Here is a 20,193-nt window from a genome sequence, read left to right as displayed (position 1 = left end):
GGGCGGAGGTCAGCCCATGGGGTTGCTGAGGCGTCGTTCGAGGTGGATCTCGGTGGAGACGGCGACCTTGGCCCGCAGGGCCCAGGGGTCGAAGGGCTTGCTGATGTAGTCGACCGCGCCGGCCGCGTACCCGCGGGCGGTGTGTTCGGGGTCGATGCCCATCGCGGTGAGGAGGATGATCGGCACGTCCCGGTTGCGGGGGCGGCGCTTGATGTGGGCGGCGGTCTCGTAGCCGTCCATCCCGGGCATCTGCACGTCCATAATGGTGACGGCGAAGTTGTCATGGTGGAGCAGTGCCTTGAGTGCGTCGCGCCCGGAGGAGACGGTGACGAGCTCCTGGTCCAGTGTCTCCAGCACGGCGGTCATGGCGAGCAGGTTGTCGGGCTGGTCGTCCACCACGAGGACCTTGGGCATGGGCTGCGGTAATGGGGCCGGGTGCTCGACGGCTTCGAGCTGGCGCTCCAGCAGATCGCAGCGCGCCTCCGCTCCCGCCCGCTGCTCCCGCGCCTCCTGGAGCTCGTGGCCAAGCCGGGCGACTTCCTGGCGCAGGACGTCGCGCTCCCCCATGAGTTCGGAGACTTCGGGGTGGGCGGCTGCCAGCTGGCCGGCGCGCTCGCGCTCGGCGGTGAGCGTCGCCTCCATCTGGCGCCTGCTCCCCCGGAACACTGCTTCCGCCCGGACGCTGGAACGCGCAGGGCTCGCCCAGGAGGGCTACATCCGCGAGCACGTCCAGCGCGGCGGCAAGTGGCGGGACTCGGTGACCCACTCCATCCTCGACCACGAATACCTCGGTGTGCCGCCCCAGAAGGGACCGCAGGACGCGTGACCTGCCGAGTTCCGACAGGGCCGGCCTGAAGACCCAGCAGGCCCGGACCGAAGGGTCCGGGCCTGCTGGGTCTTGGTTTCGTTGCCTGTGAGGTGAGGGGGATTTCTCACCCGAGGCCAGTTGAGTGGAGCGTGGCAGCATTGTGGGTCAGTTCTGCGGCACACGGTTCAGGCAGTCGAACCGCACGAGCGAACCACCTGTAGATCGCACGAAGGACGGTTCTCATGCGAACACGAAGCACAGTGGAGATCGCACGTGCCGCGCTGCGCGAGGTCTTCCCCACGGCCCCCGAGGACGGCCTGGACGAGGCTGCACGCCATCTCACCCGATGGGGAGTTGAGGGTCTCGGAAGCCTGCTCGGTGGCGCTACAGCCGCGCTGATGTACACGGATTTGGCCCAAGCTGCCCAAGAGAGCCCGGAACACGTGCCATTCGATGTCCGTACGGCTGCCAGCGGCGCGGAGCGGTCGTGGCGAGAGCCGTCCGATCTCAACCGTCGCCCGGGAGGCAGCGCATGAGTCGCAGCCGTCAGGCCGCTCTGCTGGCCCGGCACCTGTCCGAGGTCACCGACGTCGAGGTGGGGCTGTACTACGACACCGGCGCCCGGTGGATCGCGATGTGGACGGACGGGCCCCGGCAGGAGGACATGCGCGCCCACCTCGATACCGCCCTCGCTGGGCACCAATACGTCGACATGCGCGACCGTAAGATCGACTGCCACCGCTCGACCTCGGATCGGGCCTGGGCCGCGCGGGCCATCGCCTCCCACCGGGAGGGCACCCTGGGCCCCGCGATCGCCGAAGGCGCGGCCCACCGCCGATCGTTGGGTGTGGGGATGCCCCGCCTGGGCGTCCACGGCCCGACGCACACGCACGAGTACTACGCCCTGTTGCGGTATGTCGATGACCTGTGCCGGGGAACCGCGTACCCGGAGCGGGCGAGCGCACCTGAGGACGAGCCGCTCATCGGGCAGCTGCTCGCGGCCGGTACCCAAGACCGCGCGAACAAAAGCAGGCCGACTGCCAGCGAGTACGACATGGCCACGGCACTGCTCGCCGCCGAGCACGCCCCTGCCGGGGACCGGCCGTCCAAGCTCACCGTCCTCCAGGCCCCGGAAGAGGGCCGGTGCCAAAGGTGAGCAAGGACGACGACGCGACCGCAAGGGCGTTCATCGCTTACAGGAGTTCTGGGCTCCCGGGCGGCGGCTTGGCGCGGTGCTCCCGACGGTCTGGCAACAGCGCCAGCCGTTCTGCCCAGCACGAAGAACCGCGGGCTCCGGTTCACAGGTTAGCCAAGCGGGGTACCCCATCCAGCGGCAGCGGCACGGCCTGCGCATACGCCCCCTCCTGTGACGACCGTGGCCGCGAGGCACGCAGGCAGCAGGCTTCCCGCCCTATCCGGAATGCGTGCCGGCCGAGTCCACGCCGGGGCGCGCGCCGGACGGCCTGGCCGACACGGGAAGCAGGCCTGCGTCCTGGGCACGGAGCACCGCGCTCAGCCGGTCCGCCGCTCCGAGCTTCCGGTACAGCGCGTTCAGGTGTTTGTGGACGGTGCGGGGAGAAATGCCAAGCCTTCGTCCGATCACCTCGGCGGTCAGTCCCGTGGCCAGCAGGTGCAGCACTTTTGTTTCGCGCGGGGTCAGCGGCGCCGCCAAGGCCTGGTTGGCCTGCAGTCTGCGATCACTGCCGGAGGAATCACGCAGCGCCATCAGGAGGGACCGGTGGGCTGTCGCGGCCTTGAGGAGCGGCTGGACGCGTGCGGCGTAGCGCTCGTCATGCCGCGAGAAGTCGCCGCCGGAGCGGTGCACCAGGAACCCGCTGACGTGCGGCCCCCGCTGCGGCAGCGGCAGGCCGAACACGTGCCGTGTTCCGAACGCCTGGCGGAGGGCGTCTGCGGTCGGACTGTTCTGCCAGGTCCGGGCCCCCACCACACGTGTGGCGCTCTGCGGCGTCCAGTCGGCGCTGGCCCCGTAGCGTTCGATGAAGGGGTACCCCGAACGGATGTGAGCGTGCACCGAGTCGTCATCGACGCCGACTTCCGGTATCCGTCGCGGGGACCGGATCAGCACGTTGCCCTGCTCACGTGTCCAGGGCACCTCTTTGACCACGATCAGCTCCCCGTCGAGCGCTGTGAGCAGTTCCTGTGTGAGCAACGGCCAGATTGACTCGGGGGCTTCGGTGCTCATCACCTCGACCGCCAGGTCCAGCATGCGTGTGTACCGATCCGGCATGACGACTTCCCCCGACGTCCCCGTGAATGTGCCTCTTCACCGTAACCCGCCGCTGTCCATACGCACTTCTCCCCATAGCGCGGCACAGAGGGCTCCCGCCACGATCGGCTCCGGGTGGACGACGGGATCCGCCCGGACCCACGGGGAGATCACACATGTTCGGAAAAACACCAGCGGCACGAGCCTCGTTCGGCGACGTACAGCGGTCGGCCCGCTACCGCCTCCGTGCGTCGCTCGCCGCCGTGCTCGGCGCCATCACCTGTCTGGCGGCCGTGGCGCCCGCCGCGACGGCCGCCGAGCAACGGACGGGGGCCAAGCAGTGCGTGACCGTCCTGAACGGGGTCGGGCGCGGCGAGGGGGAGTCGACGGTCCGCTCACGCATCTGCTTCACGGGACCAGATGCGGAGAAGCGCGCTGGGCGGGCGGCACCGGCCGCCGCAACGCAGCTCATGCTCTGGGCGGAGCACAGTGACTATGGCGGTGTGTACGACCGCATCTACGGCGACGACGGCCCGTGCGACGCGTCCGGATACAGCTTCACGCCGAGCACGTGGTGGTCGAACAACCTGACGTCCCTCCAGGTGATGGGCGGCTGCTCCAAGACATACCTCAGTGGCCCGCGCGGCAACGGCTCGTTCACAGGGCAGGTCCCCTACGTCGGCAACACCCTGAACGATGCGGTCACGTACGTGAAGGTCTGGCGCGGCTGACGTCGCGTCCCCCAACCACCTGAAAGGGCATCTACATCATGCGTCCATTGTCTTCCGTACTCACCTCCCTCACCGCGGTATGCGCCCTGGCGGCCGGCCTGGCCGTCGCGGGGCCCGTTGCCCAGGTGCAGGCCGCGTCGTCGGACTGTACGGGCGGCGCCCGGGGCTTTCGCGACCACCCGGACAACGCCTCCGGCGACACCGACAAGCCTCGCAGCTTGGACCTCGGCGGCGGCGTCGTGATCACCCTGGAGAAGGGGGTGTACGGGGACCAGCAGATCGGATTCGGGAAGATCAGCGGCCCCACCCGTCCGGGCGACAAGGTGTGGATGGACTGGCGGGCCGCCGGATGGGACGACGGTGGCAGGCCCGAATGGCCGGTCCGGCCCTGGCTCCAGTGCGGACCCTTTACCGTTCAGGGCCACGGCCAGAGCCTGACCACCCCCTTCAAGCGCACCAGCACCGACCCCAACTACCAGTTCCGGGTCTGCGGTTCCCTCGCCACCAACGGCATCGTCCGCTGCGCCACCAAAAACGGTGTCGACTGGTGGTAACCCATCGACGCAACTGAGACCCGGCCCAGCCCTGGGTGTCCGCCGTGGGCCGCGAACCGGCACACCGTCGTCGCGGCCCGCGGCGGACCCTGCTTCGGCCCACCGACCCTCAGGTCACCGTCGCCATCCGATGCCTGCGTATCCCTGGACGATCCATGACTCCGTCTCTCATCCGTTTCCTTGCCGCCGCTCGGCGCCGCCCGCCCTGGCGGTCGGCGCGCGCCACCGTGCTCGGGGCTGTTCTCCTGGCGCTGGTCTTCGTGGCCGCCCTGCCAACAGCAGCCGCCCCGTCTCCCGGCCCGTCGGCCAGGACTGTGCGTGCTGACGTGCCGTCCGGAGTGACAGCTGGCGTCGCCGTCTTCGACCGAAGGTCCGGCTCCTTCACCGAACAACTCAACCCGTCCCAGCCCTTCCGCTCGGCTTCCGTCGTCAAGCTCCTGATCACCCTGGACCTTCTGGGCGACCGCGGCCCCGACGCGCTCGGGGCGCTGGACCGCGCACGCGTTGACGCCATGCTGCGCGCCAGTGACGACGACGCGGCCAGCCACTTCTGGACGGTGAACGGCGCCGGCGCGATCATCGACCGGATGGTGCGCAAGCTCGGCCTCACCGACACTGCCCGCCCTCCGGCGACCCACCCCGGCTACTGGGGATACACCGCGCTCTCAGCCCGGGACACCGTCAGGATCTACCACTACCTGCTGGACACCGCGCCCGCCGCGGTACGCGATTACGTCATGGGCGGCCTGCGCTCTTCCACCCGCTGTGCCGACGACGGATATGACCAGCACTTCGGCATCCCCGGCGCTTTCGAGCGTCCCTGGGCGGTGAAGCAGGGCTGGTCGGGCTTCCGTTCCGGCGGTTGCACCACACCGGCCGCGGCCACGCCGGCAACCCGCACCAGCGGTCCGGCCGTCACTGGGGTCGACCTCGGCCAGCCGGCCCTCCACAGCACCGGCACCGTCGGCCCCGACGACCGCGCGATCGTGGCCGTCCTCACCCTGCACCCGGACGGCACCTCGTACGGCAAGGCGTACACCGACCTGGGCCGGCTGACCCGCTCCCTGAACGTGCCCGGGGCCGCGCGCCCCGCCGGCACGTGGATCGGCACGTGGGGTGCTGACGTCAACGTCCGCGAGAACCCCACCACAACGTCCCGGAACCTGACGGTGCTGCCCGCTGGTGCCGAGGTTCTGGTGTCCTGCCAGAAGCGGGGCGAGGAGGTCAGCATCCCTCCGTACACCAACGACTGGTGGGCCTATCTGCCCCAGTACGGGGGTTACGTCACCAACATCTATCTCAGCGCTGCCGAGAATCAGGTCCCCGGCGTGGGCCAGTGCTGAGCCGAACAGCCCATCCAGCCCGCCCCGCCACCCGGCTCCGCGCGGTCCGGCCCCGGGGAATAACGGCTGGCGGCTCCGACCGGCTGCAGCCCGTCCGAGCGCGCTCACCCGTCGACGAATACACGTTTGAAGATCCATCAGGGCCGTGGAGAGCCGCCGGGTGGAGCCGGACTGGCCGGATGCTGTATCCCGCGTATTGGGAACCGCTCCGGCTGTCCGGGACTCCCCTTCCATGGTGCCCATAGTTGATCACTGTCGTGGTGCCGTACCGATCCAGCCGAGGAAGAACCGAGGATGACCGTGCCTTTGTCGTCACACCGACGTCTGACCGTGAGTGCCGCTTTGATCGCCGCACTCGCCGGAGCTCTCGCTCCCGCCACCAGCGCGTCCGCAGCCCCGGCCGCCCCCCAAGCGCAAGCGCCGGCACCCGATATGGCCGGCGTCGTCGCCGCACTCGAGTCCGCGATGGCCAACGGGGCGCCTGGTGCGATGGCCCGCTACTCCGGCCCGGACGGGGTCAAGGAAAGAGCTGTCGGCGTCCGCGACCGGGAGTCCGGCGCGTCCATGGACACCCAGGCACGGTTCCGGATCGGCAGCGTCAGCAAGACGTTCTCCAGCGTTGTGCTGCTCCAGCTTGTCCAAGAGGACCGGCTGGAGCTGGACGCGCCTGTCAACACCTACCTCGAAGGGCTATTGCCTGACGACCGGATCACGGTCCGTCACCTCCTCACCCATCGCAGCGGCCTGGCCGACTACACCAACGCCATGTTCAACCAGACCGTGCCAGGCTTCGAGGCCGTACGAAACCGGGTGTTCAGCTACCAGGAGCTGGTAGACCTCTCCCTCTCCGAGCCCCGGACCACCGAGCCCGGTGTCGCGTACAAGTACTCCAATGCCAACTTCGTCGTCGTCGGCATGCTGATCGAGAAGCTGACAGGGCGCCCGGTGGCCGATGCCTATCAGCGGCGCATCATCAAGCCGCTGGGGCTGCGCAAAACCGCGTACGTCCACCCGGACACGCGCATCAAGGGCACGCACGTGCGCGGCTATCTGCACCCCGACGAAGCCGGTGCGCCACTCGTCGACTCCACCGAGCAGACCGTTTCCTGGGCGCAGTCCGCCGGCGCCGTCATCTCCAGCCCCGCCGACCTCAACACCTTCACCAGCGCCCTCATGCGCGGACGACTGCTGTCCCCAGCGACGCTGGAGGCGATGACCACCGTGACGCCGACGGACATCACCAACACCCGGTTCTACGGCCTCGGTCTGCGCCGCTACGACCTGACGTGCGGCACCCAGGTGTACGGCCACACCGGCACCGTCCAAGGCTTCTACACCTACGCCTTCTCCACCCGCGACGGCCGCCGAAGCCTTTCGGCGTTGGCCAACACCTCCAACCACGGCGCCGCGAGCACTGCGCTGGGCGGAACCCTGGAAGCCGCGTTCTGCGGCAAGCAGCCGACACCCACCTCGACCGCCCGCTCCACGGCGCCCTCCGCCGCCCCTGACCACGCACCGCTGCCCGCCGAGCGTGACCTGCCCGAGCGCTACTGAGACCCGGCACGACCGGCCGGCCCTGCGGGTCGGCCGGTCCAGTAGGGCACCACTCTGCTCGACGACGGCCGACACACCCGCGGCCACGGAAAATGCCGAGGCCACTGCCCAGTTCGACGGCCTCGCCGACGAGGCGCCGAGCTGTCAAGCCTGTCGGCATGGTGGTCGTCTCTCCTGTCGCGACTCGCCGTCGCCCTGGGCGACCGCGTCCGCCTTCATGACCGCGTTACGGGCGCGAAGGTCGTCGACCTCTTCGCAGACGCTCGACTACCTGGTGCCCATACTTCCTGCGAAGCGCTGGCTCCCAGCTGTAAGACGAAGGGCTTGCCGCAACGAGCGCAACCCCCTTAGCAACCCCGGGGCCAAGTGGTTCAATCGGGGCTTGTCCACCCCTCGATCTTTGTACGGGTCCCGCCCAGCCGGGGCCGGCTCGGGCCCGCCGCCGCTCACATCGGCATGAAGGCCATGGCGACAGCGCTGATCCGGCCGCCGCCGCCCGCCTCTCGGCGGCGCACGCAAGCTCTGCACGGCCGGCTCCCCGGGCCGGTACGGCTGGGAGCCGCTCGACCTGAGCTTCCGCCATGTTCACCGCCGCTGCACCCGAGGACGGGCCGCCCAACGGAGACTCGGCCAGTGCAAGGGCCATCGAGGTAGTTCTGCGCCGCGTCGCGGTCGGTACGGCGGTCTCGGTCAGGCGGCCCAGCCGATGGAGGAGACGCTGCTGCAGGCTCATAGTCGGAGCCGAGGTCGGGCGTTGACCGTGCGGCCCCAGAAGTCGAGGTCGCGGACGTTGATACTGCGGTTGGAAAGGGAGCGCTGGTCTACGGCGAACTTGTTGACCGGGTTGATCTCCACGCTGGTTCCCCGCCCGCCGTTGTGGAGGCGGCGCTTCAGGCCTGCGGCGACGTTGCGGCACCGCAGGTCTCAGTAGGCGACGCCCAGGCGGCCGGGTTGTTCTCGGGACGGCCTCGTCCGCGAGCCCGGACGGCGCGGCTGATGAGCGCGGCCAGGTCGGCCTGGGCGCGTTCGGCGGACTTGGCCCGGCGCTGCGGACGGGTGGATAGCGGCATCGGCTGCGGTGAGACCCGGGTCGGCACCGGGATGCTGGGTGCGGCAGCTTCGATGGCGGGCGGGACCGCGGCCAGCGCAGCAGCGGGGGTGCACATGGCGCCGGAGTGCAGGTGTCGGCCGTCGTGACCTAGTTGGTCGTCTCCACCCTGCGCTAAACGCATGGGCCCGGGTCGCCCTCGACGGCACGTTCGTCCGGGCCGCGCAGTGTCTGCGAAGGGGTGGCGGTGAACGTCGGGGGAACCGGCTCGGCCACGGGCGTGGCCGAGGCTTCGGGTGCGGCGGGACCGGCGGAGGCGACGATGCAGTCGGAGGTTGCGGCCGGAGGGAAGAGCTCGGCAAGGCCCTCCAGTAGGCGCAGGTATTCCAGCCGGGCGGGCGGCGTGGGGTCGGAGACGCCGGTCTCCCAGTTCCCGACGGTGTTGCGCCCCACGCCCACGGCGGCGGCGACCTGGGCGCGGGAGAGGCCGGCTGCCTCCCGGAGCCGCTGCCGCTCCTCGGGGGATGTGAACACCTTGGCGAGACGGGCCTCTTCGAGGAGCGCTTCCACGCCGGTTCCTGCACTCATACCCAATAACTGTACAACCGTTGAGCGTTACTTGGTGTTACATTTACCATGACTTTGGCAACTAATGGGCATATGTAGGGGGATGTGTGATCTGGAGCTCGCAGGACGTTGCGCGTGACCAGGTGCGCCGTCAGGCGGCGGGCATGGACGCGCGGCAGGTGGCGCAGGCCGTGGACGAGGCGGTGGTGGGGGTGCGGGAATCCCAGGAGGCCCTGCGCTCCCCGCAGACGCAGCATCGTGCTGAGCCGGCGCCGGATCCACAAGAGGTGGCAGAGCGGCGGGTGGCCAGGCTCGCGGAGTGGCGGCGGGTCGCGGCCCACCTCGCCGCGACCGGCGCCCGCGCTTACGACGCCGACCACGACAAGGAGGGCAGTGCCTGGGCGCGGGAGCGGCAGGAGCGGCGCGCCGAGGCGCTGCGGGCCCAGGCTTTGCGGGCCCAGGCGGCGTGGGCGCAGCGGCGGCGTGAGGAGCAGGACGAGCTGCGGACCGAGGTGTGGCTGAGCGGGGCCGCGGGGCGGCGGATCCGTGCGGCAGCCGCGCGGGCCGGGCTGACACCCCACGAAGTAGTGGCCCAGCTGACCAAGCGGGTGTCCGTCGGTGAGGACGGGACACTGTCCGTCGCACCGTTCGTCCCAGGCCACATGCCCAGGGCGGGGATTGAGGAGCGATGACGGCGACGGCGACGAGCTAGGGGCTTGTTCTCCGGCCGCATCAGGTCGAGGCCGTGGACGCGATCGTGCGGGGGCTCTCCCTGCGTTGGGAAGGTGATGAACGTCCCGGCCCCCTGCGGCGGGGCGGGCGTTCTGGGCTGAGATGCGAGGCCGGTGTCCGGAGGCGACAGTGGACAGAGACCGTTTCCCTGCGTCGACTGCAGCGTCATGATCGTCAAGGTGTTGCGAGAGGGGCCTGAAGGCCGAGCACGCCTACATTGCGGCGTTCGCCTCGATCGGCCTGTCCTTCGTTTCCTATGCGGATCGATGAAGGTCGAGCCGACCGGCACCGCGCGGGCCGACCGGTGGGGCATCTTCGTCGGCGAATGGTCACCAACCTTCCTCGCTCTCGGCCTCGCCGTGGCGAACTATGAACGCGGCCTCCGCCTCCTCCGCTCCATCACCCACTGACCCCGGCCCCCGCTCCCCCCGAAATTGGAGTCCCGCCCGCAGTGCGGCAACCGGGTCGGAGCAACGCGGGCGGGCCGGTGAAGATGCAAGCCATCCGGCCCAGCAAGAGGATCGACGAGGCGGGCAGCGGACCGGACCCAACCGGGGCGCCCGGTCCGCTGCCCCTTCCGACGCCGCCTGAGGGGCTTGGAGCACGTGATGCCGCGACTGCTGTGGGCAGGGACGATCAGCTTCGGGCTGTCCCAGCTGAGCTTGGTCAAACCGCAGGGTCTGGGCTCTCAGGAGTCGAGCAGAGTGGAGCCGTACCAGTCCGAGGCGTCGGCCACCCCGGGCAGTGCGAGGAAGTAGCCGCCGCCCGTCGTGGTGCTGAAGTCGGCGAACCGTTCGCCCTCCAGCCGCTTCTGCACGGTCGCGAACTGCCGGGCGACGTCCCGCTGATAGCAGCAGAAGACCAGCCCCACATCCAGCGTCCCGTCCGGTGCGAGGCCCCGGTCGATGTTGTAGCTCCGGCGCAGCAGCACCGAGTCCTCGCTTCCGGGGGTCCGCGGATTGGCCCGACGGATGTGGGAGTCCAGCGGTGTGACCCGGCCCTCCGGGTCCCGCCCGTAGTCGGGCAGGTCGCTCTCCTCGCGTCCGTCGAGCGGCGCCCCGGTCGACTTGCGCCGGCCAAAGATCCGCTCCTGCTCACCGAGCGGGACCCCGTCCCACGCCTCGGCCCGCAGCCGGATCGTGCGCAGCACCTGGTAGCTCCCGCCGCGCGCCCAGCCCGGCCCCTCCGGCCCGGCCCAGACCAGCCGGTCCATCTCCCGCGCTGATGTCGTGTCCGGGTGCGCGGTGCCGTCCTTGAAGCCGACGAACGACCTGGGGGCGCCCTCGGGGCGCGGCGGGTTGAGGAAGCCGTCGGCCCGCCACCGCGTCCGCAGAAGGCCCGAGGTCTCCCGCGCCAGATCCCGTACGACATGGAGCACGGCGTCCGGGTGCTGGGCGCAGACCTGCACCGAGAGATCACCGTGACAGCTTTCCGGGTCGAGCCGGTCCCCGGGGAACCCCGGCATCGGGACGAGTCTGGGCGGCCGTGCCCCTGCCAGTCCGTACCGTCCGTCGAACAGTGAGGCACCCACACCGACGGTGATGGTCAGCCGGTCCTCCGGTCCCCGCACCGCCGCCACATCCGGGTCCAGCGGGGTGACCCCGGTCGTCAGGGTGCGGCACCGCACGGTCAGCTTCTTCAGGAGCGCCGCCAGCTCGGCCCGGTCGCGCGCGAGCACGTCGAAGGCGGCGAAACCGCCGAACCGCTGCTGCCGGGTGAGGATCCCCGCCTGATGCGCCCCGTGGAACGGCACCCGCCCATCGCCGGAGCCAGTCCTCGGCGTGCCGGAAGCAGCACCCACTGCCATCGTGCCGGTCAGACCCGCAGCCCCCACGACACCTGCGGCTCCCCGCACGAAGACACGCCGGCTGGGACGCACACCCCGCCCCTGGTCACCTTCCGTCACGGCCGTTCTCCTCCCGGGATCTCGGCGTCCGCTCCGCCTCCTCAGCCCTACCCGCCGCAGGCGGTGGCTGAGCAGGGACAACGTCCCTCACATACGGATGGAGTAAGGGGATGTAGGTGCCAGGAGAGATGTGCCCAGGTCAGCGAGTGCCACTGCTCGGCGCCTGTTCACCCGAGAACTCCTCGCCCAGCTCTTGGGAGTCGATACCAGCGCCCTTCACGAAGTCCAGCCTCTTCTGGCCGAACACGGTTGCACCATTTCACCTTCGACAGACAGGTTCCGGACATCCGCTGACGTCACCGAGTTCCTCACCAACAGCAACCCCACGAAGATCAAACCAGCATGTTGATTCTCTGCGAGCCCTTGGGAATCGAGGCCCGCGACGGGCCCGCCCAAGGGGGCTGCGACCGGGGGGCCCCGTCCACCGGGCCGGTCACCGAGGGGCCCCCGCCCGCGAGGGCCACCACGGCTGCCCGGCGGTGATCCGTCCACCCGGTCAGCCGGGCGTCGTCCCGCCCGGCCTTGAACAGCGCCTCCCGCCGCACCCACAACCGCAGCAGCGCCGGGCCGGGTTCCGGCTCAGCGCCGGCGGCGTCCACCTCGGCCTCAGGCAGCAGCCGGCGCAGTACGGTCAGGGGTCCCGGCCGACGTTCGAGGGGCTCCACGTCGATGCCGACCGGGCCCGGCCCGACCGCCGCGGCGGCAAGGCCGTCGGCGTGACTGAAGCTGACGCCCAGCCCGGGGTGGCCGGGCAGATACGGGCGGCCGTGCCCGTCCCGCCCGCATCCGGGGCAGAGCTGGGCCGGATACACCTCCCGCGGCGGCCGGCCGATGACCAGGGCGGCGCACAGCCGCAGCAGCAGCCGGGCCGCAACCACGTCGTCGCGCCGGCCCGGCACCCGGATGTGCGCGAGCCGCCGCTGCTCCCATGGGGCGAGCATGCCCTCGTCCAGCTCCGGGTGCGCCAGCACCTCGGCGGTGGTGGCGACCAGCACGGAGGCGGCCACGCACTTCTCGTACGACGGCGGGAGACCAGGCTGCGGAAGATACGGCGACGGGTGGCGGGTCACCGGCCCGTGCTCAGCTGGCCGGCGCGTCCGCGAGGACGGCGGAGCCGAGGAAGCGCTCCCTGACGAGGGCGAGGGTGCGGAAGTCGTCGATGGTGACTTCCTGCAGATCGATGCTGTCACCCGAGATCTCCTCCAGGAGATCGATGAACTCCAGGAAGTCCATCGAGTCGATGAGGCGGGCCTCGATGAGGTCCTCCTCGACGCCGATCGGGCCGTCGAGGCCGGGATTCTTCTCATTCAGCCACGCTGCGACACGTTGCATGGGGAAAACGCTCCTCTAACTTTTCTGGTGACTGCCAGGTGTCGAGGTCAGGAACCGGCGGCGCGGAGCCGCTCCAGGGCCTGCTCGGCGGTGCCGTGGGCCAGGATCATCGCGTGCACCCAGCGCTCCATGCCGAAAGCGACGCAGGAGCTGTAGGCGGGCCCGTGAGAGCCCGCCCGGATGCCGAGCCTCTCGCCGAAGAAGTTGCGGTGCCGGTTGACGGAGGCGATGGCCGTGCCGTCGGGGGAGCTGTACTCGAACTTCACCGGGTCCAGCGCCATCAGACGGGCCCGCGATCCCCCGTTGTCGTAGAACGGGTCGTCGGCCGCCGCCCGGGTCAGGGTGAGCCCGAGCCGCCCGGCCACCTCTTGGACGAACTCCCCGCCACGTTCCTGGTGTTCGCTCGCCCCGTCCTTGGTGCCGAGGTAGATCACCTCCCGCATGTGGAACCCCCACAGGCGGCGCAGACCGTCGTAGTGGGTCTCGTTGCGGAAGCAGCGGCCGACCGCCGAGAGCCTGAGCCCGTCTTCGCCTACGTCCTCGCCCTCCAGGGAGAGCAGCAGCCCGTAACAGGTCGCGGACGGCAGCACATGGCCGGTCGGCTGCAGCGGGAGCTTCTGGGGTGAGCCACCGGAGGCCAGGCCGTCGAGCGCATCGGAGCCGAACCGCCCGGCGGATACGCCGAGATGAGGAAAGTTGCGGAAGAAGTCGAGCCGCGCGAGTCCTTCGACGGACAGCAGGGGCGGCCCCACGACCTCGGGGGCGGCGAGCCGCGCGGCCAGGCTGGTCAGCAGCTCGTCCAGGCCCCGCAGCAGGGCAGTGCGGACCGGGTCCAGCGTGATCAGCCCGGCACCGGGACTCTTCAGCTCGATACCCGGCAGGGCCGTGATGCTGGATGTCTTCATGAAACCGCGTCTTTCTCGGTGTGGGCCGGCAATCGGGACACCCACCGGGTGTACGGACCACATCGCCGTGGCGGCGGTCCTGAACAGGGCCATCAGCGGCCGGAACGCAGGCAGGAAAACGGGTTGACAGCCCGTCACGAATTCCGACCGCGCCCTTGGACAGTAGGCCCGTTGCTCGGGTGTTGTCTAGACCAAAGAAACCGAACGGCAGGTATCGGTTCCGTGGCCTCCTGGCACAGACAGGTATGCCATATCCCCATATGCATAGCGCACTTGACAGCCCAGGCGGTCTGGACCAATCCTGCTGACCGACGTGGTCACGGCTCTTCCCACCACGGCACTGCCATCCGTCCTGCCGTCAGCGGCGACCCCGCTCCCCCCGGGGTCGCCGCACGGCCGGCCGAGGAGAAGGACCTGCCATGAACCTCATGACGACACCCACCCCTCGCCGTCGGTCCCGCCTGCACCGCGCGGCGTCGGACCTCCCGTACTTCAGCGCGGACGGCGAGGCCTATCTCGCGCAGACCGCCCTGCGGGAGCTCGACAAGTCGCGCCCGCTGCGGGTGCTGTCCGAGGAGGACTTCGCCCACTGGCAGACCTACGGCTACGTCATCGTCCGGGAAGCGGTCCCGGCCCCGGTGGCGCGCCGGCTGCTCGACTTCACCTGGGACTTCCAGGGGCTCGACCCCGAACGGCCTGATAGCTGGTACGAGGACCGACCGCTGCGCTCCGAGCTGGACCAGCAACTGCACATCTACGGTTTCGTGGAGGCGTACCACCACCAACTCCTCTGGGACAACAGGCAGTCGCAACGGGTCTACGACGCATTCGTCGACGTCTGGGACTGCGAGGAGCTGTGGGTCACCCTGGACCGGCTCAACCTCAACCCGCCCAACCGGGGCAACCGTGACCGCGCCCTGATCGAGCCGACGGACCGGGGCTTCGACATCGAGCTCCACTGGGACATCGACACCACGCGCGCCGTCCCGCCGCAGCGGGTGCAGGGCATCATCGCACTCAACGACACCCGGCCGGACACGGGCGGTTTCCAGTGCTGCCCGGAGCTTTTCCGCCAGTTCCACACCTGGAAAGTCGGCCAGCCCGGGGACCGGGATCCCCTGCGCCCCATCATCGACCGGGACGAGCTCCCCGTCGTACGACCGGATCTGCGCCCCGGCGACCTGCTCATCTGGAACGGTCTGCTGGCCCACGGCGTGGCGCGCAACCTTTCCCAGAGCGGAGTGCGGGCGGTGCAGTACCTGTCGATGATGCCCGCGCTGGAGGAGCACGAGCGGCTGCGCAAGTCCCGGGTGGAGTCCTGGCGTCATCTGCGCACCCCGCGCTGGAACCGCACCCTGGTCGGCGACCCGGTGCTCCCCGAGTCCAAGCGCTACCCCACGGCCGGACTGAACCCGCTGGGCAGCCGGCTGCTGGGGCTCGCCTCGTGGCAGGACCCGGTCGAGGACACCGCACCCGCCGCAAAGGGCACTGGGGACGCCGGGGCCACGGCACCCGCCGCGCAGAGCGGGGAGCTTTCGTGCGCCGCGTCTGTCTGACTCTGCCCACCCATCGGGCCTGCGTCGGCACCATCGCGGCGGTCGGCGAGGAAGCCGCTTACGGGGCAAAGAAGTTCGGCGTCGAGGTGCATCTGCTGGTGCTGGACTCCTCCCCCGCGCCGGTCCTCGCCGAGCACCGGGAGGCGGTGGCCGCGCTGCCCCCCTCCCCCGGTGTGACCGTCCACCATTTCGACGAGGACACGCAGCGCGCCTTCCTGCGCGAGGTGATCGGCCGGTCCGGGGCGGCCCGGCCCGACCGGCTGCTGGACCTCATGCTGCCGAGCCGCGTCTCCTACGGGGCGTGCACAAACCGGGCTTTCCTCATCGCCCAGGCCCTCGGCTGCACGTCCGTCCACCGCCGGGACTCCGACAGCCGCTACCAGCAATTCGGCGGCAAACCGGTCTTCCCCCTCCACCAGGAGCTCACCTACCTGGGCCAACAGGCAGACGAGGTAAGGGAATCGGCGAACCGGAGCAAGCTGCCGCCGGGGTCCGAGGGCCGCCGGGTGGCGTTGACGGGCGGCTCCTTCGTGGGCGAGATGTCGGTGGACGTCGCCGAGATCAGCGAGCTCGACCCGGACACGTACCGCGAACTGGTCGGCCTGTCGATACCGGAGGGAATGCCGGAGATCTGGCGGGAACATCTGATCAGCGCGTCCTTCCGGGGCGCCGGGAAGACCTCGTTCGACGGCGACCGGACCACGCTCGCCCCCATCAGCCCGATGCGCGTGGACATGTGCAACATCGGACTCGACCACGAGGTCTACCGCAGAGTCCCACTGCCGCCCGCCACGAACACCATCGGCAGCGACTACTTCCTGCTCCACCTCGCCCACAACGCACAACTGCCCGGCCTCCAGCACAACCGGCACATCGTCAACTTCCATACGGAGGAGCGGCGTACGGATGCCGGTTTCCTCGCGTACCAGCTGCGGTTCGCGAAGTTCCTGCTGGCGATGACGTACCTCAACGCCGTGCACGCAAGGACAGCGGCAGCCGCCGACGCGCTGCTCGACGCCGAGGGCCACGTCCAGGCGTCCGTGGTCGCCGGTTTCGTCCGCGACAGCGTCGGCCTCGACCGTGCGGAGGTCGTCCGTCGCCTCGACACCGTCGAACGCGCCTACCGTCGGCTCGGCGGACGCTACACCACGGTCGCGGACACACTCACGGAGAGCCGCTCCCGACTCCTGGACGAGGCCCGGGACGACATGGCCGACTTCGCTCTCCTGATGGACCACTGGGAGGCGCTGGCCCGTGCGAGCGCCGAAGCGGGCCTGGCCGTGAACCGATGAACACCTCTGTCGGCAAGGACACCATGCATCTGAACCCCCCGCCTACCCCACACGCCCCGCGTACCGTCTCCGTCACCTACGCGGGCGGAGACGAGCGCCGCGGCCCCCTCACCATGGGCCAGGCCAATATGATCCGCTGCATTCTGCGGGACGACCCCGAGCACATCAACAACCACGATGTGTGGGCGATCCCCGCGGGCACCGCAGTGGACGCCGCGATCGACGCCCTGCGCACCCTGGCCCTACGCCACGAAGGGCTGCGCACCACGTTCCCGCACGCCCCGGGAACCGCGCCCGTGGAACAGGTGGTGGCTGCCCAGGGCACGTTCACGGTGAGCATCGTCGACCACAGCGAGTTCCCCGAGGAGCCCGCCTGGTACGCCGAGTCGGTGGCGCGGGCGGCCCGCGCCGGCCGCTTCGCGCTGGACCGGGAATTCCCCCTGCGGATCTCGCTGCTCACCCTCGAGGGCGTACCCGTGCACGCCGCCCTGGCGTCCAGTCACGCGGTGACGGACGGCAGCGCGCTGGCCGTGCTGCGGGAGGAGTTCCTCGCTCTGCTGGCAGGGGAGGAGCTCCCCTCCCCTGCCTCCTTCGCCCCGCTCGACCTGGCCGCCCAGGAAGCCTCCCCCACTGGGAAGCGGAAGTCGGAGGCGTCGCTGGGGTACTGGGAGCGGATCATCCGCACCGAGCCGCAGGAGATGTTCGCGGAGCCGCGGGCCGCGGGCGCGGACGGCCGGGCCCGGCAGCTCACGCTCCGGTCCGGGCGCGGCGCGCGGGCGCTCGCCGCGGCGGCGGGGCGCATCGGGAACCCCGAGGCCACAGTGCTGCTGGCGGCTTGGTGCGCGTTGGTGGCCCACCGGTCGGGCCAGGACTCCTGCGTCACCGCCGTCCCGACCTCCAACCGGTTCCACCCCACAATCGCCCGCTCCGTGAACACCCTGTCCCAGGACGCGCTGCTTTGCCTGGACGTCCGGGTCCCGTCCTTCGACACCCTGGTCCGCAAGACCTGGGGCGCCGCGCTCAACGCGTACCGGCACAGCCAGTTCGACTCCGTAAGACTGTGGGAGATGATCGACCGGGTCACCGGGGAACGGGGCAGCCACTTCGCGCGGGACGTGGTGTTCAACGACGTCAGCGTGCTTCCTGCCACCCTCCTGTCGACCTCACCGCAGGAGAACCGAGCGGCCGAACCCAGCCTGACCTGGGGCCCGTTCCAAGCGCTGCCAACACGCATGCTGGCTTTCACCTACGAAACGGCACCCCAGCTCCACATCTCCCTGTGGGCCGATCCCGCGCTGTTCACCCCGGGCGAGGCGGAGGGCTTCCTGACCGGCCTGGTGCGGCTGCTGGAGGCCGCCGCCACCCGGGACGTACCGCTGGACTCGCTCACCGGGGTGACGGGCGTCGGGCAGGCCGTGCGAGGTCCCGACTGGACGCGGGTGAACGGCTGTTGGGTCTCGCCGTCCGCCGTGCGGGACGCGCTGGGAGCGGCGGTGGGGGGCCTGCCGGTGCACATCGCAACGGACGCGGAGGGCTCCGGCCTGGTCGCGTACATCGCGCGCGGCAGTGACACGGCTCCGACCCCGACCGGGGTCCACAAGGCGCTGATGGCCGAGCTCCCCGCCCATGGCGGTACGGGGGTCATCGCCCCGGCCCGCTACGTGCTCGTCAAAAGCCCGCCTGCCGAGCGGGACCGGAGCGACGCCTGGCGTCGGCTGCAAATCATCGAGGAAGGGACCGGCAGAAGCCGGCAGGTACGACATGAGCATTGACAACACGAACCTCCCGCAGAAGCAGCACGAGGAGCCGCTGCCCAGCCCCTGGCGGTCGAACCGGTTCCGGCTCTTCTTCACGGCCCGCAGCGCCTCGCTGCTGGCCGACGGCATGCTGATGGTGTCCCTCACCACAGCCGTGCTGGGCGCGGGCCACGGGGCGAGCGGCGTCGGTTACGCGCTGGCCGCGTGGATGACCCCGATCGTCCTGCTGGTGCTGTTCGGCGGAGTGCTGGCCGACCGGTTCACCCCCCAGCTGATGATGATCTGCGCCGACCTCGTGCGGATGCTGGCCATGATCACGCTCGGCGCGCTGCTCTTCTTCTCGGACAGCGTCCCGCTGTGGCAGATCATGGGGCTGATGGCACTCAGCGGTGCCGCGACAGCGATGTTCCAGCCCGGTATGGCGAGCATGGTCCCCCGGGTCGCCGAGGACATCCAGAAAGCCAACGCGCTGCTGCGGATCTCCGAGGCCCTGAGCACCCTGCTGGGCCCCGGCCTGGCGGGCATCCTGGTCGCCTACTGGCAGGTATCGGGCTCGTACCTGGTCATCGCGGCGGCGTACGCGCTAAGCGCCCTGGTGCTGCTGCCGCTGCGGAAGCTGCACACGGAACGCGACGAGGGCGACGACCCGATGTGGCGCAGGCTGGCGACCGGTTGGCAGGAGTTCCGGTCCCGCCAGTGGCTGTGGGGCGTCATCGCGGTCTGGTCAATCTACGGCCTGTTCGTGTTCGGCCCCGCGCTGCCGCTGGGCGCAGCGCTCATGATCGAGCAACACGGAGCGAGCGGCTACGGCTGGATCGCCTCCGCGGACGGCGCCGGCACGATCATCGGCGGCCTGATCGGCATGCGGGTCCGCCCGCGCCGCCCCCTGGTGGCCGGCGCCCTGGCGATGCTCTGCTTCGCGCTCAACCCCCTCGCCCCGGCCCTGGAATGGTCGTTCGCAGCGACGGCCGTGGCCCACGTCGTCGCAGGCTACGGCTTCGCGTTCTGGGGCGTGATGTGGGCGACGAGCGTCCAGTCTCACATCCCGCTGACGGTCCTGAGCCGCGTCTCCGCGTACGACGTCGCGGGCTCCATCATGGTCATCCCACTGGGCCGCGCGCTGGCGGGCCCGGCAGCGGACGCGTTCGGCGCGAACGAGGTGCTGATCTTCTCGTCGGTCATGTCGTTCGTGCTGCTGGCCGCGATGCTCGCCATCCCGGCGATCCGCGCGCTGCGGCGGGCGCCGGAGGGGATCACGCTGAAGTCCAGGGGCGAACAGCCCGCCGTGTGAGCCCTCCGGTGCTCGAGCGCGTTCGGGGCGGAGGAAGAAGGGCGGGAGCGGAGGCGGCGGTGACGCTGGTGGCGCGCACCCAGTAGCCGGTAAGCGCCCCGGCGGCGAAGCTTCCGGACCGGGTCTCGCGCCTGGATCCGTTCAAGGCGACGATCGACCAGATCCTGCGGGTTGACCTGGACGCGTCGCGCAAGCAGCGGCACACCGTCAGGACAACACCACCGCCCGTACGGAACTCCAACCCGCCCCGGAAGCCACCGTCCCCACCGTGCACGGCGAGGACCCCCGCAGCCCTCCCCCGGCGCGGCGGCCGCACATACCAGCGGCTCTGGAGGCTGCGCCGCCGCAACTCCTCTGCCAGCTGATGTGTCACAGCGTGTCTGAACGCCACCGTCACCCCCGCGCCCGCGCCCGCGCCCGCACCATGATCCCCGTCGTGACCAATCGAACTCTGTTGTCAGGCTCGCCCATTCTTCCCCCTCTGAATGAAAAAGTAGCCCACTACAGAAATGCACCCGAGAATCCCAAGAAGCGCCCACCCTGCGCTATTCCCGGAAGCAAGTAGAAAAATGGAGAAGGCAATTCCCAGG

Annotated in this window: 18 protein-coding genes and 3 pseudogenes; 13 read left to right on the top strand and 8 right to left on the bottom strand. The window is 70.2% G+C overall.

Annotated features, from left to right (window positions below; translation table 11 throughout):
- Positions 1 to 9 precede the first annotated feature (9 nt).
- Positions 10 to 645: pseudogene (locus ACK8N7_RS37010) on the bottom strand (response regulator); the annotation flags it as partial.
- Between ACK8N7_RS37010 and ACK8N7_RS37005 the strand changes: the two are divergent.
- Positions 626 to 826, top strand: a complete 201-nt coding sequence (locus ACK8N7_RS37005; protein ID WP_500445521.1) for a GNAT family N-acetyltransferase — start codon at positions 626 to 628, stop codon at positions 824 to 826. The pseudogene ACK8N7_RS37010 and the gene ACK8N7_RS37005 overlap by 20 nt on opposite strands.
- Before the next feature lie 514 nt (positions 827 to 1,340).
- Positions 1,341 to 1,964: a hypothetical protein gene (locus ACK8N7_RS37000; protein WP_500445519.1), complete on the top strand. Its 624-nt coding sequence runs from the start codon at positions 1,341 to 1,343 to the stop codon at positions 1,962 to 1,964.
- Between the two features lie 255 nt (positions 1,965 to 2,219).
- Here the strand turns inward: ACK8N7_RS37000 and ACK8N7_RS36995 are convergent, their stop codons facing one another.
- Positions 2,220 to 3,056, bottom strand: coding sequence for a helix-turn-helix transcriptional regulator (locus tag ACK8N7_RS36995; RefSeq protein WP_500445517.1), 837 nt, complete (start codon positions 3,054 to 3,056; stop codon positions 2,220 to 2,222).
- Positions 3,057 to 3,211: 155 nt separating this feature from the next.
- On the opposite strand from ACK8N7_RS36995, the gene ACK8N7_RS36990 reads away from it, so the two are divergent.
- The 4 genes from ACK8N7_RS36990 (at position 3,212) to ACK8N7_RS36975 (ending at position 7,217) form a co-directional block, all read left to right on the top strand.
- Complete coding sequence (locus ACK8N7_RS36990; protein WP_500445515.1) at positions 3,212 to 3,766, top strand: hypothetical protein; 555 nt, start codon at positions 3,212 to 3,214, stop codon at positions 3,764 to 3,766.
- 38 nt (positions 3,767 to 3,804) lie between these two features.
- Positions 3,805 to 4,320, top strand: a complete 516-nt coding sequence (locus tag ACK8N7_RS36985; protein ID WP_420014590.1) for a hypothetical protein — start codon at positions 3,805 to 3,807, stop codon at positions 4,318 to 4,320.
- Between the two features lie 155 nt (positions 4,321 to 4,475).
- Positions 4,476 to 5,663, top strand: coding sequence for a hypothetical protein (locus ACK8N7_RS36980; protein ID WP_500445513.1), 1,188 nt, complete (start codon positions 4,476 to 4,478; stop codon positions 5,661 to 5,663).
- A 294-nt stretch (positions 5,664 to 5,957) separates the two neighbouring features.
- A complete protein-coding gene (locus ACK8N7_RS36975) occupies positions 5,958 to 7,217 on the top strand; it encodes a serine hydrolase domain-containing protein (protein ID WP_500445511.1) in 1,260 nt (419 codons plus the stop codon).
- Between the two features lie 890 nt (positions 7,218 to 8,107).
- Here ACK8N7_RS36975 and ACK8N7_RS36970 read toward each other — a convergent pair.
- Both ACK8N7_RS36970 and ACK8N7_RS36965 read right to left on the bottom strand, forming a co-directional pair.
- Positions 8,108 to 8,383: a hypothetical protein gene (locus ACK8N7_RS36970; RefSeq protein WP_500445509.1), complete on the bottom strand. Its 276-nt coding sequence runs from the start codon at positions 8,381 to 8,383 to the stop codon at positions 8,108 to 8,110.
- Between the two features lie 56 nt (positions 8,384 to 8,439).
- On the bottom strand, positions 8,440 to 8,853 hold the full coding sequence (locus tag ACK8N7_RS36965; protein WP_500445507.1) for a helix-turn-helix domain-containing protein: 414 nt from the start codon (positions 8,851 to 8,853) through the stop codon (positions 8,440 to 8,442).
- Between the two features lie 143 nt (positions 8,854 to 8,996).
- On the opposite strand from ACK8N7_RS36965, the gene ACK8N7_RS36960 reads away from it, so the two are divergent.
- Positions 8,997 to 9,524, top strand: a complete 528-nt coding sequence (locus tag ACK8N7_RS36960; RefSeq protein WP_500445505.1) for a hypothetical protein — start codon at positions 8,997 to 8,999, stop codon at positions 9,522 to 9,524.
- A 207-nt stretch (positions 9,525 to 9,731) separates the two neighbouring features.
- Positions 9,732 to 9,974 (top strand): annotated as a pseudogene (locus ACK8N7_RS36955) (hypothetical protein).
- A gap of 278 nt (positions 9,975 to 10,252) precedes the next feature.
- Here the strand turns inward: ACK8N7_RS36955 and ACK8N7_RS36950 are convergent.
- Positions 10,253 to 11,398: a Dyp-type peroxidase gene (locus ACK8N7_RS36950; RefSeq protein WP_403218384.1), complete on the bottom strand. Its 1,146-nt coding sequence runs from the start codon at positions 11,396 to 11,398 to the stop codon at positions 10,253 to 10,255.
- Positions 11,399 to 11,627: 229 nt separating this feature from the next.
- On the opposite strand from ACK8N7_RS36950, the pseudogene ACK8N7_RS36945 reads away from it, so the two are divergent.
- A pseudogene (locus ACK8N7_RS36945) lies at positions 11,628 to 11,819 on the top strand (ISAzo13 family transposase); the annotation flags it as partial.
- On the opposite strand, the gene ACK8N7_RS36940 reads toward ACK8N7_RS36945, so the two are convergent.
- The 3 genes from ACK8N7_RS36940 to ACK8N7_RS36930 all read right to left on the bottom strand — a co-directional run bounded on the left by ACK8N7_RS36940 (position 11,803) and on the right by ACK8N7_RS36930 (position 13,707).
- Positions 11,803 to 12,477, bottom strand: coding sequence for a 4'-phosphopantetheinyl transferase family protein (locus ACK8N7_RS36940; protein ID WP_500445503.1), 675 nt, complete (start codon positions 12,475 to 12,477; stop codon positions 11,803 to 11,805). The pseudogene ACK8N7_RS36945 and the gene ACK8N7_RS36940 sit on opposite strands and share 17 nt — an antisense overlap.
- Before the next feature lie 73 nt (positions 12,478 to 12,550).
- Complete coding sequence (locus ACK8N7_RS36935; RefSeq protein ID WP_500445501.1) at positions 12,551 to 12,802, bottom strand: acyl carrier protein; 252 nt, start codon at positions 12,800 to 12,802, stop codon at positions 12,551 to 12,553.
- 47 nt (positions 12,803 to 12,849) lie between these two features.
- Positions 12,850 to 13,707 carry a class-II aminoacyl-tRNA synthetase family protein gene (locus ACK8N7_RS36930; protein ID WP_403218374.1) on the bottom strand — a complete coding sequence of 286 codons (858 nt, stop codon included), beginning with the start codon at positions 13,705 to 13,707 and terminating at the stop codon, positions 12,850 to 12,852.
- A 419-nt stretch (positions 13,708 to 14,126) separates the two neighbouring features.
- On the opposite strand from ACK8N7_RS36930, the gene ACK8N7_RS36925 reads away from it, so the two are divergent.
- Genes ACK8N7_RS36925 through ACK8N7_RS36910 form a run of 4 tightly spaced genes read left to right on the top strand, consistent with a single transcriptional unit; the run spans position 14,127 to position 19,603 of the window.
- Positions 14,127 to 15,263, top strand: coding sequence for a phytanoyl-CoA dioxygenase family protein (locus ACK8N7_RS36925; RefSeq protein WP_500445499.1), 1,137 nt, complete (start codon positions 14,127 to 14,129; stop codon positions 15,261 to 15,263).
- Complete coding sequence (locus ACK8N7_RS36920; protein WP_403218372.1) at positions 15,245 to 16,555, top strand: DUF6271 family protein; 1,311 nt, start codon at positions 15,245 to 15,247, stop codon at positions 16,553 to 16,555. The genes ACK8N7_RS36925 and ACK8N7_RS36920 overlap by 19 nt, the downstream gene beginning before the upstream one ends.
- Positions 16,552 to 18,327, top strand: coding sequence for a condensation domain-containing protein (locus tag ACK8N7_RS36915; RefSeq protein WP_500445496.1), 1,776 nt, complete (start codon positions 16,552 to 16,554; stop codon positions 18,325 to 18,327). Before ACK8N7_RS36920 ends, ACK8N7_RS36915 begins: the two co-directional genes overlap by 4 nt.
- Positions 18,317 to 19,603, top strand: a complete 1,287-nt coding sequence (locus tag ACK8N7_RS36910; RefSeq protein WP_500445494.1) for an MFS transporter — start codon at positions 18,317 to 18,319, stop codon at positions 19,601 to 19,603. Before ACK8N7_RS36915 ends, ACK8N7_RS36910 begins: the two co-directional genes overlap by 11 nt.
- Positions 19,604 to 20,193: the final 590 nt, after the last annotated feature.

Source organism: Streptomyces griseobrunneus, from assembly GCF_046713465.1.
Classification (GTDB): Bacteria; Actinomycetota; Actinomycetes; order Streptomycetales; family Streptomycetaceae; genus Streptomyces; species Streptomyces microflavus.
This window is presented reverse-complemented; position numbering and strand designations above follow the sequence as displayed.

Bases quoted from the DNA above. Each gene is read 5' to 3' on its own strand.
- ACK8N7_RS37000 (WP_500445519.1), top strand. From the start codon at position 1,341: ATGAGTCGCAGCCGTCAGGCCGCTCTGCTGGCCCGGCACCTGTCCGAG.
- ACK8N7_RS36995 (WP_500445517.1), bottom strand. From the start codon at position 3,056: ATGCCGGATCGGTACACACGCATGCTGGACCTGGCGGTCGAGGTGATG.
- ACK8N7_RS36990 (WP_500445515.1), top strand. From the start codon at position 3,212: ATGTTCGGAAAAACACCAGCGGCACGAGCCTCGTTCGGCGACGTACAG.
- ACK8N7_RS36985 (WP_420014590.1), top strand. From the start codon at position 3,805: ATGCGTCCATTGTCTTCCGTACTCACCTCCCTCACCGCGGTATGCGCC.
- ACK8N7_RS36980 (WP_500445513.1), top strand. From the start codon at position 4,476: ATGACTCCGTCTCTCATCCGTTTCCTTGCCGCCGCTCGGCGCCGCCCG.
- ACK8N7_RS36975 (WP_500445511.1), top strand. From the start codon at position 5,958: ATGACCGTGCCTTTGTCGTCACACCGACGTCTGACCGTGAGTGCCGCT.
- ACK8N7_RS36970 (WP_500445509.1), bottom strand. From the start codon at position 8,383: ATGTGCACCCCCGCTGCTGCGCTGGCCGCGGTCCCGCCCGCCATCGAA.
- ACK8N7_RS36965 (WP_500445507.1), bottom strand. From the start codon at position 8,853: ATGAGTGCAGGAACCGGCGTGGAAGCGCTCCTCGAAGAGGCCCGTCTC.
- ACK8N7_RS36960 (WP_500445505.1), top strand. From the start codon at position 8,997: ATGGACGCGCGGCAGGTGGCGCAGGCCGTGGACGAGGCGGTGGTGGGG.
- ACK8N7_RS36935 (WP_500445501.1), bottom strand. From the start codon at position 12,802: ATGCAACGTGTCGCAGCGTGGCTGAATGAGAAGAATCCCGGCCTCGAC.
- ACK8N7_RS36930 (WP_403218374.1), bottom strand. From the start codon at position 13,707: ATGAAGACATCCAGCATCACGGCCCTGCCGGGTATCGAGCTGAAGAGT.
- ACK8N7_RS36925 (WP_500445499.1), top strand. From the start codon at position 14,127: ATGAACCTCATGACGACACCCACCCCTCGCCGTCGGTCCCGCCTGCAC.
- ACK8N7_RS36915 (WP_500445496.1), top strand. From the start codon at position 16,552: ATGAACACCTCTGTCGGCAAGGACACCATGCATCTGAACCCCCCGCCT.
- ACK8N7_RS36910 (WP_500445494.1), top strand. From the start codon at position 18,317: ATGAGCATTGACAACACGAACCTCCCGCAGAAGCAGCACGAGGAGCCG.